The organism is Curtobacterium sp. AB7, assembly GCF_044909335.1.
In the GTDB taxonomy this organism is placed as follows: Bacteria; Actinomycetota; Actinomycetes; order Actinomycetales; family Microbacteriaceae; genus Curtobacterium.
In genome coordinates this window covers 31344-45825 of record NZ_JBIYED010000009.1, presented here as the reverse complement: position 1 = coordinate 45825, position 14482 = coordinate 31344, and the positions used below count along the sequence as shown (strand labels likewise).

Sequence of the window (14482 nt, the reverse complement as noted above, 5' to 3'; positions counted from 1 at the left end):
GTACGCTCGATGACGGATCTGCACCTCATCCGGGGGAGTGCGGACCGATCGAGGGGGACTCTCCACCATGCCGAAGAACAAGCTCATCGCGCTCGCCACCGCCGGCCTCGCGCTCACCCTGCTCGCCGGTTGCTCGACCGGGCCGTCGAAGGCCGACCAGTGCACCCAGTTCGAGAAGACGGTCAAGACCGCCGCCGAGGGCGTGCAGTCCGAGGCCGCGAACCTGCAGTCCGACCCGGACGCCGCCGTCACGAAGCTCAAGGAGCTCGACGAGAAGATCTCCGACGGCGTCGACGACCTGTCCGACGACGCCCTGCAGGACAAGGGCGAGGCGTTCGAGGACGCCTACGGCGACCTCGTCGACCAGATCGAGGACATCGCGAAGGACCCGCAGTCGGCCGACGTCTCGGCGCTCACGAAGTCCAGCACCAAGGTGCAGGACGCCGGCAACGCCTTCCAGAAGGAGTGCAACTCCTGATGCGCCGCACCCTCACCGCGGTGACCACGGCGCTCGTCGCCGTGGCGCTGCTGGCGGGCTGCTCCGGCGGGTCGTCGGACGACGGCGACTCGGTGGACACGTCTGCTCCGTCGAAGACCTCCGCCCCGTCGAAGACGTCGGCCGCCGCTCCCGCGCAGACCAAGACCGAGGCGTGCGCCCTGGTCGAGAACGAGCTCCGGTCGTTCATCGCCGAGCAGACGTCGTCCTCGGCGCCGGCGGACCCCGCGGCCCGCGCGAAGCTGGTCGGCGAGTTCACCGACCGTCTCGACGCAGCGCTGCCGAAGGTCACCAACGACGACGTCCACGACGCCTTCGAGGACTTCACCGAGGACGCGAAGGAGTACGCCTCGGCGCTCACCTCCAGCGGCTCGAGCGACTCCGCCGAGGCGAAGGACGCCCAGACCGACGTGCAGTCATCACTGAACGAGGTCTCGGCGGTCTGCCCGAGCAACTAGCCCGACGTCGCAGCGCACCCGCACCACACGACGACGCCCCGCAGCTCCGACCGGAACTGCGGGGCGTCGTCGTGCCGGGGACGCGTCAGACGGCCGCCGGCTGCGACGCGTCCAGGCGGGCGACGTCCTCCGGCCGCAGCTTCACGGTCGGTGCGGTCAGCGAGTCGAGGATCGACTGCGGCCGCGAGGCCCCGGGGATCGGGACGACCACGTCGCTCTTCTGCAGCTCCCACGCGAGCGCGATGACCTGCGGGGTCACGCCGCGGTCGCGTGCGATGTACGCGAAGTCCTCGTAGGCGGTGCCGAGGTCGGCGGCGTTCGCGATGCCGCCGAGCGGGCTCCACGGCAGGAACGCGATCCCGAGCTCGTCGCAGAGCTCGAGTTCCGGCTCGCTCGACCGGAACTTCGGCGAGAACTGGTTCTGCACCGAGGCGAGTCGTCCGTCGAGGACCTCGTTCGCTGTCCGGATCTGGTCGGGATCCGCGTTCGAGATGCCGGCCATCCGGATGACGCCCTCGTCGAGCAGCTCGCCGAGCGCGCCGACCGACTCGGCGTACGGGACGGCGGGGTCCGGACGGTGGAACTGGTACAGGCCGATCGCCTCGACGCCGAGGCGCTTCGCCGACGCCCTCGCCGCCTGCTTCAGGTACTCCGGGTGGCCGTTCTGCGCCCAGGCGCCGGCCTCCGGTCGCAGGTGGCCGCCCTTCGTGGCGATGAGGATCGACTCGGTGTCGCCGTGGAACTCGCGGACCGCCCGGGCGATGAGCTCCTCGTTGTGCCCCACCTCGTCGTGGGCGGCCAGGTGGTACGCGTCCGCGGTGTCGATGAGCGTGACACCGTTCTCGAGCGCGGCGTGGATGGTCGCGATGGACTGTCGTTCGTCGGGGCGCCCCTCGATCGACATGGGCATCCCGCCCAGACCGATGGCGCTGACCGACACGTCTCCGATGACTCGTTGCTTCATGGCCCCAGCATGCGCCGGGGGCGCGCGGTCGCGTACAGGGTGCGTCGCGCAGTGGTGGTGACCGCCCGCCGACCGGGAGGCCCGTGGCGGCCCCGCCCCGCGCCTCCCGTCTGCCGTCCGGTCCCGTCCACCGCACCCACTCCGTTCTGCGTCGGTCGCTCAGCGCCGCGCCCAGCTGGGCGCGTGCTCCGGCAGCGGCCCGAACGCGATGCCCCGGGCGTAGAGGCCCCGCGACGGCGGCACGTACCGGGCGAGCAGCACGGGCAGCAGCGGTGGCCCGTCCTGGAGCCGTCCGGCGAAGGCCCGCTCGAACACGACGCGGTGCAGTACTGCCTGCGCCGACTGGACGATCACTGCCGGTGGCCTCCGACGACGCTGCACCGCGGCCAGCGCATCGTCCAGCCCCGCACCACCGAGCCCGCGCCGCAACGACGGAACCAGGATCGCCGCCGTCGCCACGGCGTCCTGCACCGCCAGGTTGATCCCCACCCCACCCGCGGGCGACATCGCGTGCGCCGCGTCGCCGATGCACAGCAGCCCCGGCCGCCACCACCGCCGCAACCGGTCCATCCGGACGTCGAGCACGTGCACGTCGTCCATCGACCCGATCGCGTCGACCCGGTCCGCGAAGTCCGGACGGAGCCGCGCTACCCGCTCCCGGAAGGCAACGACGCCCTCGGCCCGCAGCGTCGCGTCCGAGCCCATCGGGGCGAAGTACGCGACCTGGTGGTAGTCGGGCCGCGGGAAGCTCAGTAGCACGTCCTTCCCCGAGAACGCGGGGGTCAGGGCGCTCGCCGCATCGCCCGACCGCCGGGGGAGCCGGAACCACCAGGTGTCGAACGGCACCGGGAACGCCCGCGGCACGAGCCCCGCTGCCCGGCGCAGGACCGAGTTCCGTCCGTCGCAGGCGATCACGATGTCGGCGCGGAGCTCCTCGGGTTCGCTGCTGCCGTCGCGCCGGCGGAGGTGGACCCCGGTGACGGTGCCGTTCTCCGCGATGAGCCCGGTCGCCGCGAGGCCCATCGCGATGTCGAACGACGGTTCCTGCCGGGCAGCGGTCACGAGCAGGTCGAGCAGGTCCCACTGCGGCACCATCGCCACGTGGTCGTACGGGGGATCGAGCCGTGAGAAGTCGCCGAGCAGCAGTCGTGACCCGTCGGGCATCGGCAGGGAGAAGTCGTCGAGCCGTGACTGCGGCAGGGCCCGGAAGCGCTCGCCGAGGCCGAGCTCGTCGAGCAGCCGGATCGTCGAGGCGTGCACGGTGTCGCCCCGGAAGTCCCGGTTGAAGTCGTCGTGCTGCTCGATGACGCGCACGTCGATGCCGGCCCGGGCGAGCAGCAGCCCGAGGACAACCCCGGCGGGGCCGCCACCGACCACCGCGACCGTCGTCCGCGACACCGTCACCATGCCGTGGACGCTACGCCGTGTCGGACCCGCGCACTGCGCGCACCCGCAACACGACAGGACACGAGGTGATCACCTCGTGTCCTGTCGGAAGCGTGGTGCGCGTCGGGGCTAGGCGCTCGCGGACACCGAGGACGACGCGGTCTCGTCGTCGGCGGCGTTCGCGAAGACGACCCCGCCCCACGTGATCACGGCGATCGCGAGCACGAAGCCGACAGCCGCGATCCACCACGACGACTTCCGGCGGATCCACGCGCCGATCGCCAGCACGATCGTGGCGACGCCGATCACGAACGCGCCGCCGACGGCGATGGCCGTGCCACCGATGTACCCGCCGGGCGAGCACCCGGCCGAGGCATCGCAGGTCGCGGTCGCCGAGATGACCGCGATGATGCCGACGACGGCGGTGACGATCGTCATCACGGCGCCGAACGCCAGCAGCAGCACGGTCGAGATCCGGTCGGCGAGCTTCGCCGGCGGGAACAACGTGGTGCCGCTGCGCTCCCAGGCCGCGCGCTGCGGGTCCTGGGGGCCGGGCGAGGACTGCGGCGGACCGCCGGGGACGTTGGACCAGGTCATGGGAGCAGTCCTACCGCGCTTCCACGCCGAACGCCTGTGCGAGCCGCTGGATCTTCTGCGCCCGACCCAGGCGGGGCAGGTCGGAACCGTCGCGGATGACCTTGCCGCGGGCCTCGAAGTCGTCGAGGAAGTCCTGCGCCCAGGCGACGTCGGTCGGCGTGGGGGAGATGACCTCGTTGATGACGGGCAGCTGCTCGGTGTCCAGGCAGAGCTTGCCGGTCAGGCCGAGCGACACCGCGACCTGGGACTGCTCGCGCAGGATCGGGTGCGACGACCCCACCGTCGGGCCGTCGATCGGGCCGGGCAGGTCGCCGACGCGCGACGCGACGACGAGCTTCGACCGCGGGTACGCCATCGCCAGGGTGTCGGCGCTCGTGCCGGTGTCGCGGCGGTAGTCGCCCGAGCCGAACGCCAGCCGGAACGCGCCCTGCGCCCGCGCGATCGAGACGGACTCCTCGATGCCGAGCGCCGACTCGACCAGCGCGATGACCGGGGTCTGGCCGCCGAGCCGGTGCCACGTGTCGGTGACCTGGGCGGGGGACTCGGTCTTGGCGAGCATCACGCCCTGCAGCCCGGGCAGCCCACGGAGTTCTTCGACGTCGTCGGCCCAGAAGTCGGTCGTGACGTCGTTGATCCGGACCCAGGCCTCACCGCCGCCGGCCAGCCACGCGGCGACGCCCTGCCGTGCCGAGGGCTTGGCGGCGGGGTCGACGGCGTCCTCGATGTCCAGGATGATCTGGTCGGCGCGGGACCGCTGCGACTTCTCGAACCGGTCGGTCGCGGTGCCGGAGACGAGCAGCCACGAGCGGGAGATCTCGGCGGGGACCGATCGACGCCGGTTCGGCGTGGGGGCGGACGGGGCGGTGCGGTCGTCGATGGCCATGCCCCGTTGGTACCACATCGGACGCGTCGGACGGCCGATCGGAGGTCTGTCGCGTCGGATCGGACGCCTGACGCCGTGTACCGGAAACCCCGAAACCTCGGTTCATTGCCAGAGAGGGCGCTCGTTCCCGCCTACAGTGTCGGATGTGTGGCGAGCGGACAGGGTGACCGACGGTGAGGACGACGTGAACGACGACGTCCCCGTCGAGGGTGCCCACGAGCGCCCCGACGACGAGCGAGACGACCGCGGTCAGCGAGACCACCGCGACGAGCGAGACGACCGAGACGAGCAGCAGGACGTGGACGAGGACCGGACCGACGACGAACCGGACCGTACGCTCCGCCCGGAACTGCAGCTGACCAGCCCGCAGGCGATCAGCCTCGGCGACCCCCGGCTGCAGGCGGGCAACGCGGCGGAACCGACGTGGGACGGCTGGCGCGGCCAGCTCACCGGCGTCGGCGGCACGAGCCCGCTCACCCACTTCAGCGACCACCCCCGCGCCCGCATCGAGCTGTCGACGACGCACCCGGGCGGCCTCGCCCAGTTCATCACCGGCAAGACCACCCTGCTGTCCAGCCTGATCCGCGACGAGGTGGCCCTCCGTGCCGCCCGAGTCGCCGCCGGCCAGGTCGAGGCGAAGGGCACCGAGCTCGCCACGGTGCGCGGCATCGACGCCGTCAAGCTCGGCATCGGCATGGCCGACTGGAAGCACGGCGACGAGCAGTTCCGCGGCCCGGTGCTCCTGCGCCCGCTGGCGATCCGCCGCCACGGCCGTGACTTCGAGGTCCGGCTCCTCGGCGAGCCCGTGCTCAACCCGGGCCTCGCCGACGCCCTGCACGAACAGTTCGGCGTCATCCTCGACGCGCAGTCCTTCGTGGCGCTCGCGCAGCAGGACGGCTCGTTCACCCCGAACCCCGTCATCGACCGACTGCGCGGCCTGACCGCGCACATCCCCGGCTTCTCGGTGCACGCCCGGCTCGTGGTCTCCACGTTCGCCGAGGTCGCGACCGGCATGGTCGAGGACACCGGCGACCTGTCCCACCCGGTGCTCGACGCCCTGGCCGGCAACCCGAGCGCCAAGTGGCAGGTCGAGCAGTCCTACCACCCGGTCGAGCAGACCCCGTCGGACGAGCGCAGCCCGGAGACCGACACCCTGCTGCTCGACGCCGACGACGAGCAGGAGAACGTGATCGCGCAGATCGCGGCCGGCAACTCCATCGTCGTCAAGACCCTGCCCGGCACCGGCGGCACCCAGACGATCGTGAACGCCCTGGGTGGCCTGGTCGCCGCGAACAAGCGCGTCCTCGTGGTGAGCCCGCGCCGTGCGACCCTGCGGGGCATCGCGGCCCGCTTCGGCGAGGTGCAGCTGCCCGGCGTCGCGGTCACGCCGTCGACCCTGCGCCGCGACGTCGTCCGTGCCATCGCCCGGAACGAGAAGGCCGCACGTCCGAACCTCCGCGAGGTCGACGACGCCCTGGTCCGGCTCCGCAAGGTCCTGAAGGACTACCGCGGTTCGCTCACGCGTAAGGACGCCGACTTCGGCGTCTCGGTGCTCGACTGCCTGGTCGAGCTCTCGCGCCTGTCCCTCCTGCCGGTCCCGCCGTCGACGACCGCGCGGCTGTCGAAGCAGTCCGTGGCGTCCATGGTGGAGGGGCGCTCGCGCGTCGCCGAGACGATGGTCAGCGCGGCCAACCTCGGTGAGTTCCGCTACGGTCCCGACGACTCGCCCTGGTACGGCGCGAAGTTCTCCACCAGCGACGGCGCCCAGCGCGCGCACCGCATCGCGAAGGACCTCGACTCCGACGGGCTGCCGACGCTGCTCCGCCGAGCACACGACCTCGTGAGCTCGACGCACATGCGCCAGTTCACGACGATCAACGAGCTCGGCATCTACCTGCGCCTGCTCACCGAGATCCGTGACACCCTCGACCGCTTCCTGCCGGTGGTCTTCGACCGCTCGGTGTCCGAGCTCGTCGCCGCCACCGCCCCGCGCGGCGAGGGCGCTCCGATGTCGTCGACGAACCGTCGTCGCCTGAAGAAGCTCGCACGTGAGTACGTCCGCCCCGGCGTGCACGTCTCCGACCTGCACGAGGCCCTGACCCGGGTGCAGCAGCAGCGGGTGCTCTGGCAGCGCTACGTCGCCGCTGGCGTGAACCCCGAGGTGCCCACGGGCATCGCGGACGTGCAGGTGCTGTTCTCGAACGTCGCCGAGGACCTCGCGCGCCTCGACGAGCCGCTCGGCCGGACCGAGCGCGACCGGCAGCTCGCGAACACCCCGGTCGACCAGCTCGTCCCCACCATCGCCGAGCTCGCGGCCGAGTCCGACGTCCTGCACAACCTGCAGGAGCGCACCGAGCTCATGCAGACCCTGCGCGACCTGCAGCTCGAGCCGCTCATCACCGACCTGGCGAACCGCCACGTACCGGACCTGCAGGTGCCGGCCGAGCTCGAACTGGCCTGGTGGCAGTCCGCCCTCGAGACGATGCTCGAGTCCGACCGGGCCCTGCTCGGCGCGAACACCGACATGCTCGACCGGGTCGAGGCCGACTTCCGCCTCGTCGACGACGCCCACGCGGCCGGGGTCTCCCAGGGCCTGGCGTGGCAGCTCGCCGAGAACTGGAAGGTCGGGCTCGTCGACTGGCCGGAAGAGGCCACGGCGCTGAAGACCCAGCTGCGCGAGGGTGCGATCACCTCGCGCCTGCTCCAGGACTCCGCACCCCACCTGTCCCGGTCGATCGCTCCCGTGTGGCTCGCGAGCCCGTACGAGGTCTCCCAGATCGCCGACACGATGCCGTTCGACACCGTGATCCTGGTCGACGCCGGGGCCGTGACGATCGCCGAGACCGTCGGGGCAGTCCGTCGTGCGCGCCAGACCGTCGTCTTCGGTGACCCGGTCACGCAGACACCGTCGCCGTTCCGCATCGCCGTCGACCCCGAGCACCGTGCGCTGCAGGTCGACGAGGGCACCCTCGACGCCTTCCACGCCGACTCCGCACTGGCGAAGCTCTCCACGCTGCTGCCGACCCTGTCGCTCTCGCGGTCGTACCGCGCCGGCGGCGAGGACCTGGCCGAACTCGTGAACCGTCGCTTCTACGGCGGCAAGATCGAGTCGCTGCCGTGGGCCGGCTCGTTCCTCGGGCACGGGTCGATCGCGCTCGACTACGTCAGCGACGGCAAGGCCGTGCCGGACCCCGAGTCCGGCGCCGTCGAGAGCGTCGACGCCGAGGTGGACCGCGTCGTCCGACTCGTCATCGACCACGCCCGCACGCGTCCGAGCGAGTCGCTCATGGTCATCACCGCCTCGGCGAAGCACGCCGTGCGCGTCGAGCAGGCCGTGCTGACCGCGGCGCAGGGCCACAAGGACCTGACCGAGTTCGTCATCGGTGACCGCGCCGAGCCGTTCATCGTGGCGACGCTCGAGCAGTCGGTCGCGCAGAGCCGTGACCGCGTCGTGTTCTCCATCGGCTACGGCCGCACCCCGCACGGCCGTGTCCTGCGCGACTTCGGTCCGCTCGGCAAGCCCGGCGGCGAGCGGTTGCTCGCGGTCGCGATGACCCGTGCGCGCCGCTCGATGGTGATCGTGACGTGCTTCCAGCCGTCCGACATCGAGGCCGAGCGCATGGGGCACGGCACGGTCGCCCTCGCCGAGATCCTGGCCGAGGTGCGTGCGCGCACCACCGCCGAGTACGTGCCGGACGACTCCGACCCGCTGCTCGTCGACCTGGCCCGCCGACTCGAGATGCGCGGCATCCCGGTCGCGCTCGGGCACCGCGGCAAGCTCGGCCTGGTGGCCGCGCACGGCGGGGTCTGCGTCACGATCGAGACCGACGCGTCGCTGGTCAAGGGGTCGCTGCGCGAGTCACTGCGCCTCCGCCCGGAGGTCCTGCGCCGACTCGGATGGCACTACGTCCGCGTGCACGCGTTCCAGCTGTTCTCCGACCCGGACCGCGTCGCGAACACCGTCGCCGCCGTGCTCGGCGTCGACCGTGGCGCCACGCAGGAGATCTCGATCCCCCCGATCCCCGCCCGGCGATGACTCCTCGGCCGAGTCGGCGGGCCTCCCGGCCCGCCGGTCCGGTGACGCCGGAGGCGGACCAGCTGGTGGGCACGTGGACGCGGGCCGACGACGCGTCGTCAGTCGCGCCTCCCGGTCCAGCGGCGTCGACCGGACGCGACACGGACGACCTGTCGGGAGGCCCGGTGCGGCGCCGCAGACGCGTCACCACCCAGCCGGTGCCGGGCTACGACCCGGCGCCGCCGCCGGAACCGGCGCGACACCGCGACGGCGAGAACGACGAGCAGCTCCGGCGGGACGTCCCGCCGCACTGGTAGCAGGTAGCCTGGCCTGCGATGACTGACACCGTGCGGCAGCGCCCCGACTGGCAGACCTGGCCGAACCTGATCTCGCTGTTCCGGCTGCTGCTGATCCCGGTCTTCGTGTGGCTCGTCGTCGCCGGACACCCCGGCTGGGCGTTGGTCGCACTCGTCGTCATCGGCGTGAGCGACTGGGCGGACGGCTTCATCGCACGCAAGTTCGACCAGGGCTCGAAGCTCGGCAAGGCGATCGACCCCGTCGCCGACCGACTCGCCATCATCGCGATCGTGCTGTCGCTCGTGCTCACCGGCCTGCTGCCGTGGTGGGTCGTCGCGGTCGTGGTGCTCGTCGACCTGGTGCTCGTGGTGCTGTCGAGCGTGCTGTTCCACGGCAACCCGGACCTCGACGTCACGTGGACCGGCAAGATCCGCTCCGCGTTGCTCTTCGTGGGCCTGCCGGTGCTGCTGTTCTCGGCCGTGCACGCCGTCGACGAGAACGCGCCGTGGGTGCGGATCGTCGCACTGGTCTTCGTCTACCTCGGCACCGTGGGGCACGTCCTGGCGGGTATCCAGTACGCCATGGCGATGTTCGCCAAGCGCCGCCGCGTCACCGCCGCCTGACGCGCCCCCTTGCCGCACCTTGACGCCGGCTGCGGCCGGTAGCGCACGATCGCGCCCCCGAACGGGCATCGCGCCCCGAAGAGTCGGGGCGCGAAGGCCGTGGAGGGGCGCGATCGCGGCGCCGTCGGCGGGGATGCCCCTGCTAGAGCTTCGTCGAGCCGCCGATGCCGGGGCCCTCGGGCGCGGTGCTCGGAGCGACGTGCGCACCCGAACCCGTGCTCGTCGGCTCGCCGTTCTGGGAGCGGAGCAGGTCGCGGATCTCGAGCAGCACCTCGACGTCCGTCGGGGGCACGTCCTGCGGGGTCTGCTCCTCGTCGTTCTTGACGCGCTCGAACGCCACCTTCTTCAGGTGGTTGACGGGCACGACGAGGGCGAAGTACACGACGGCGGCGACGATCACGAAGTTGATGACCGCGCCGATGATCGCGCCGAACAGGATCTTCGCGCTTCCGCCGGAGACCGTCGGGATGGACCAGACGAGCGCCTTGTCGAGGCTCGACGCGTTGAAGACCGCACCGATCAGGGGGTTGATGAGGCTGGTGACGATCGCGGTGACGATCGCGGTGAACGCAGCACCGATGACGACTGCGACGGCCAGGTCGATGACGTTGCCGCGGAGCAGGAACTCCTTGAAGCCCTTCACGGGACTCCTTCCGGTCGAGGACAGTCGCCGGACGGCGACCCCATCAACCTATCGGCGAGGAGTTCTCTCGGTCAGGAGGCGCTGGGCTTCGGCGTACTCGGCTTCGACTCGCTCTTGGCCGGAGTGGACTTCGGCTCCGACTTGGCCGGCGTGCTCGACGAGCCCTCGGACTTCGGCGCCGGGCGGGAGTCGGTGCGGTAGAAGCCGCCGCCGTTGAACGTCACGCCGACGGGGGAGAACACCTTGCGCAGGACACCGCCGCACACTGGGCACTCGGTCAGGGTGGCGTCGGAGAACGACTGCTTGATGTCGAACGCGTTGTCGCACTCGGTGCAACGGTACGAGTATGTGGGCACGTCAGCTCCGGAACGTGATGATGCGCGACGGCGTGATGATGCCGTCGACGGGTTCGTCGTGGGGTTCGCGCGGGACTTCATCGAGGTACTCCGCGTCGAAGATCACAGCATAGACGGGCGGGCGCTTCGCCATGGACCCGAGGGTCTTGTCGTAGTAGCCGCGACCCCATCCCATCCGGACGCCGTCGTGCCCGACCGCGGCCGCGGGGGCGAGGATCGCGTCGACGTCGTTGATGGCGATCGGGGACAGGACCTCGCCGACGACCTCGGGCATGCCGAAGATGCCCTCGGTCTCGCTCTCGCCGTCGCCGACCGCCCAGTCGAGCAGGCCGTCCTCGCGCGTGACCGGCAGGAGCACCCGGATGTCGTGCGCGAACGCCCAGTTCAGGAACGGCCGGACGTTCGGCTCGTCCGACGCCGACAGGTAGAGCGCCAGCGAGGTCACCTGGCGCTCCTCGGCGAAGCGCTGCAGGGTCGCGGTGAGCGCCGCGCTGTCCGCGTCGCGTTCCGTCGTGGTCCGGGTGCGCCGCCGCTGCCGGAGTTCGGCTCGCAGGGCGCGCTTCTCGTTCCCGAGATCAGCGATCATGCGCAGGAGTCTACCGAGCGCATCCGTTGCGGCTTCCCGCCGGGAAACGCGCTGATGCCGTGTCCCCAGTAGCGATGACATGCCCCGGAAACCCGGATCGGATACGGTCTGGGGCATGGGCTTCCAGATTTCCAAGGCGGTGATCCCAGCGGCAGGGCTGGGCACTCGCTTCCTCCCCGCGACCAAGGCGATGCCGAAGGAGATGCTCCCCGTCGTCGACAAGCCAGCCATCCAGTACGTGGTGGAAGAGGCTGTCGACGCAGGACTCACCGACGTCCTGATGATCACGGGCCGCAACAAGAACGCACTCGAGAACCACTTCGACCACGTGTCGGAGCTCGAGGAGACCCTGAAGAAGAAGGGTGACCACGAGAAGCTGCAGAAGGTCAACCAGTCGACGGACCTCGCCGACATGCACTACGTGCGCCAGGGTGACCCGCTCGGCCTCGGCCACGCGGTGCTCCGCGCGAAGATGCACGTCGGCCGCGAGCCGTTCGCCGTGCTCCTCGGTGACGACATCATCGACGCCCGCGACCCGCTGCTCAAGCGCATGATCGAGGTCCAGGGCGAGAAGAACGCCACCATCGTGGCGCTGCTCGAGGTCCCCGAGTCGCAGACCCACCTGTACGGCATCGCCACGGTCGAGCCGACCGACACCGACGACGTCGTGAAGATCACCGGGCTCGTCGAGAAGCCCCCGCAGGGCGAGGCGCCCTCGAACCTGGCGATCATCGGCCGCTACGTCATCCGCCCCGAGGTCTTCGACGTCCTCGAGAAGCAGGAGCCCGGCAAGGGCGGCGAGATCCAGCTCACCGACGCGCTCATGAAGATGGCGAGTGCCGAGGAGTGGACCGGCGGCGTGTACGGCGTCGTGTTCCGTGGACGCCGGTACGACACCGGTGACAAACTCGACTACATCAAGGCGATCGTGCAGCTCGCCTCGGACCGCGAAGACCTCGGCCCCGACCTCAAGTCGTGGCTGAAGGAGTTCAACGCGGGCGAATGAGTCGGCCATCCCGCCCGTGCCCGTGCACTCGGACCCGGGCGGGACACCCCGTCCCGCACAGCGGCGGGACCCCGGAGGAACCAAGCGATGACGACGATCCCGACCCTCTCCCACGGGCGGGTCACCATCCGGCCCCTCCGGCTCCGTGACACGCGCGACCTCGACCTCGCGCTCGCGTCGAACCGTTCGTGGCTCCGCACCTGGGAGGCCACGAACCCCTCAGGACACGTCTCCACCGACGTCCGCGGCAGCATCCGCGCGCTCCAGGCCAACGCCCGCGCGGGACTCGGACTGCCGTTCGCGATGGAGCTCGACGGCCGGTTCGTCGGGCAGCTCAACGTCTCCGGCATCACCTACGGGTCACTGGCCAGCGCCTCGATCGGCTACTGGGTCGTCGAGGACGCCGCCGGACACAACGTGACCCCGATCTCGGTCGCCCTCGCCGTCGACCACTGCTTCCGCGCCGTCGGCGTGCACCGCATCGAGATCTGCATCCGGCCGGAGAACGCCCCGTCCCTGCGCGTCGTCGAGAAGCTCGGGTTCCGGTACGAAGGGCTGCGTCGCCGGTACATCCACATCAACGGGGACTGGCGCGACCACTTCTGCTTCGCGCTCGTCGCCGAGGAGGTCCGCGAGGGCGTCCTCGAGCGCTGGGTCCGCGGGCAGGTGCCACCCGGCCTCGGCGCGGTGCCGCTCGCCGCCCGCGACGAAGCCGCCCTGCCGATCACCACCACGCCGCGTCTCTGACAGGAGGCCCGTGGCACGTCCCACGGATTCCGCCGCGACACGCGCAACACGCGTTCCGCAATCACGCGACCGGGATACGCCCGCCCCTACCGTGTCCCCATGGCAGGAATCGGCTCGTGGGGTGGCGGCATCGTCCTGCTCGTCGCGGCCGTGCTGTGGCTCGTCTACCTGATGCCGTCGTGGGCCGCCCGACGCCAGTACCTCGCCACCGAACGCAACGCGATCCGCTTGCAGCAGACCCTGCGGATCCTGGCGCAGACCGCCGAACTGCCCGACGAGGTCCGTGTCGAGATGAACGCGAAGTCCCTGGCCGAGGCGCAGCGCGTCGCCCGGTCCGAAGAGGCCAAGCGCACCGCGATCGTCCGGGCTCACGAGGCCGCACGCCAGCGGGAGATCACCCGCCGGCTCGCCGAGCAGGCCCCCGTCCTCGAGCGTGCGTCGTCGGTGCCCGCACTGACCGCGATGCGCATGCGCCGCTCCCGCCTCGGAGCCACCCTGTTCGGCACGCTCGGCGTCGTCGTCGCGCTGGTCGTCTTCGTCGCGGCACCCGCCCTGTGGCTCGTCGGTGTCGCCGGGCTCCTCGCCGCGGGTGGGTCCGCAGCCGTCCTGGCCCAGCTGCACCAGGTGGCGACGGCACGGAAGACCCGTGTCGCGGCGGCCGAGGCGGGCGCGACCCGTGCCTCCCGGCCCGCGAGCACGTGGACGGACCCGGCGCCGCCGCTGTCGACCGAGCAGTCCGCAGAACCCGCGGAGGACCGCAGCTGGACCCCGAACCGGGTGCCGAAGCCGCTGTACGTGGAGCGTCCGACAGCGCCCGCTGCCACGCCGGAGTCGTCCGCCGAGCTCGCTGCGCGACTCAAGGAGCGCGTCGCCGAGGCCAAGGCGGAGGCGGAGGCGGAAGCGGCAGCGATCCGCGCAGGGGAGTCCGACCCGTCGCTCGCCACCGTGTCCCGGATGCGTCCGGAGCTCGAAGAGGCGGCGGCGTCGCTGTCGGCGCATGACCAGGGGCGTCTCGCCGAGCGGCTGGGACTGCGGGCGCCGGCTGCTCCTGCCGGTGCGCCCGCTGCTCCTGCCCCCGCTTCTGCCGACGAGCCCGCCGCCCCGCCGAGCAAGTGGGCCGGCATGGGGGTCCTCGACGACGACGCGTACCAGCAGGCCGACCTCGACGCGATCATGCGGCGGCGCCGCGCGGTCTGAGTCGCGGCTCGCCCGACTGGCCACGATTTCGGTTCGGCCGAACGGTGGTGCTAGTGTGGTCGAGCACTTGGGGCTATGGCGCAGTTGGTAGCGCGTCTCGTTCGCAATGAGAAGGTCAGGGGTTCGAATCCCCTTAGCTCCACCAAGTGGTCCAGACAACGGCCCCGGGTCTCCCGGGGCCGTTGTCGTTTCCGGGGCTGCTCGCCTGGCGGCACACGTTGTCCCGGG

At 71.4% G+C, this 14482-nt stretch carries 14 protein-coding genes and 1 tRNA gene; 8 read left to right on the top strand and 7 right to left on the bottom strand.

The features are described 5' to 3' along the window. The first annotated feature begins 67 nt into the window (after positions 1 to 67). Positions 68 to 478, top strand: coding sequence for a hypothetical protein (locus ABH929_RS16025; RefSeq protein WP_263054765.1), 411 nt, complete (start codon positions 68 to 70; stop codon positions 476 to 478). Continuing rightward, the gene (locus ABH929_RS16020; RefSeq protein ID WP_404561894.1) at positions 478 to 954 is read left to right on the top strand and encodes a hypothetical protein; all 477 of its coding nucleotides are present in this window, start codon (positions 478 to 480) and stop codon (positions 952 to 954) included. The genes ABH929_RS16025 and ABH929_RS16020 overlap by 1 nt, the downstream gene beginning before the upstream one ends. A gap of 85 nt (positions 955 to 1039) precedes the next feature. On the opposite strand, the gene ABH929_RS16015 is transcribed toward ABH929_RS16020, so the two are convergent. From ABH929_RS16015 to ABH929_RS16000, 4 genes are all read right to left on the bottom strand, one after another. Further along, on the bottom strand, positions 1040 to 1918 hold the full coding sequence (locus ABH929_RS16015) for an aldo/keto reductase (protein WP_205463171.1): 879 nt from the start codon (positions 1916 to 1918) through the stop codon (positions 1040 to 1042). A 159-nt stretch (positions 1919 to 2077) separates the two neighbouring features. Further along, positions 2078 to 3325 carry an FAD-dependent oxidoreductase gene (locus ABH929_RS16010; protein ID WP_404561893.1) on the bottom strand — a complete coding sequence of 416 codons (1248 nt, stop codon included), beginning with the start codon at positions 3323 to 3325 and terminating at the stop codon, positions 2078 to 2080. A 108-nt stretch (positions 3326 to 3433) separates the two neighbouring features. Further along, the gene (locus ABH929_RS16005; RefSeq protein WP_111086304.1) at positions 3434 to 3901 is read right to left on the bottom strand and encodes a DUF6264 family protein; all 468 of its coding nucleotides are present in this window, start codon (positions 3899 to 3901) and stop codon (positions 3434 to 3436) included. Between the two features lie 10 nt (positions 3902 to 3911). Further along, entirely contained in the window at positions 3912 to 4784 is an 873-nt protein-coding gene (locus ABH929_RS16000) for an HpcH/HpaI aldolase/citrate lyase family protein (RefSeq protein WP_404561892.1), read from the bottom strand. A 163-nt stretch (positions 4785 to 4947) separates the two neighbouring features. Here ABH929_RS16000 and ABH929_RS15995 point away from each other — a divergent pair, with 163 nt between their 5' ends. Together ABH929_RS15995 and ABH929_RS15990 are read left to right on the top strand one after the other, a co-directional pair. Next, positions 4948 to 8820 (top strand): AAA family ATPase, encoded by a 3873-nt coding sequence (locus ABH929_RS15995; RefSeq protein WP_404561891.1) that lies wholly within the window; start codon positions 4948 to 4950, stop codon positions 8818 to 8820. A 314-nt stretch (positions 8821 to 9134) separates the two neighbouring features. Further along, complete coding sequence (locus tag ABH929_RS15990; RefSeq protein WP_404561890.1) at positions 9135 to 9719, top strand: CDP-alcohol phosphatidyltransferase family protein; 585 nt, start codon at positions 9135 to 9137, stop codon at positions 9717 to 9719. Positions 9720 to 9861: 142 nt separating this feature from the next. Here the strand turns inward: ABH929_RS15990 and mscL are convergent, their stop codons facing one another. The 3 genes from mscL to ABH929_RS15975 form a co-directional block, all read right to left on the bottom strand. Next, positions 9862 to 10362 (bottom strand): large conductance mechanosensitive channel protein MscL, encoded by a 501-nt coding sequence (gene mscL / locus ABH929_RS15985; protein WP_173170839.1) that lies wholly within the window; start codon positions 10360 to 10362, stop codon positions 9862 to 9864. A 71-nt stretch (positions 10363 to 10433) separates the two neighbouring features. Further along, complete coding sequence (locus tag ABH929_RS15980; RefSeq protein WP_205463168.1) at positions 10434 to 10718, bottom strand: FmdB family zinc ribbon protein; 285 nt, start codon at positions 10716 to 10718, stop codon at positions 10434 to 10436. Between the two features lies 1 nt (position 10719). Further along, positions 10720 to 11304, bottom strand: coding sequence for a 5-formyltetrahydrofolate cyclo-ligase (locus ABH929_RS15975; RefSeq protein WP_123293363.1), 585 nt, complete (start codon positions 11302 to 11304; stop codon positions 10720 to 10722). A 115-nt stretch (positions 11305 to 11419) separates the two neighbouring features. On the opposite strand from ABH929_RS15975, the gene galU reads away from it, so the two are divergent. From galU to ABH929_RS15955, 4 genes are all read left to right on the top strand, one after another. Then, positions 11420 to 12310, top strand: a complete 891-nt coding sequence (gene galU, locus ABH929_RS15970) for a UTP--glucose-1-phosphate uridylyltransferase GalU (protein WP_111086297.1) — start codon at positions 11420 to 11422, stop codon at positions 12308 to 12310. A gap of 87 nt (positions 12311 to 12397) precedes the next feature. Beyond that, a complete protein-coding gene (locus tag ABH929_RS15965) occupies positions 12398 to 13057 on the top strand; it encodes a GNAT family N-acetyltransferase (RefSeq protein ID WP_111086296.1) in 660 nt (219 codons plus the stop codon). A gap of 99 nt (positions 13058 to 13156) precedes the next feature. Beyond that, entirely contained in the window at positions 13157 to 14254 is a 1098-nt protein-coding gene (locus tag ABH929_RS15960) for a hypothetical protein (protein WP_404561889.1), read from the top strand. Positions 14255 to 14323: 69 nt separating this feature from the next. Continuing rightward, a tRNA-Ala gene (locus tag ABH929_RS15955) sits at positions 14324 to 14399 on the top strand. Positions 14400 to 14482 lie beyond the last annotated feature (83 nt).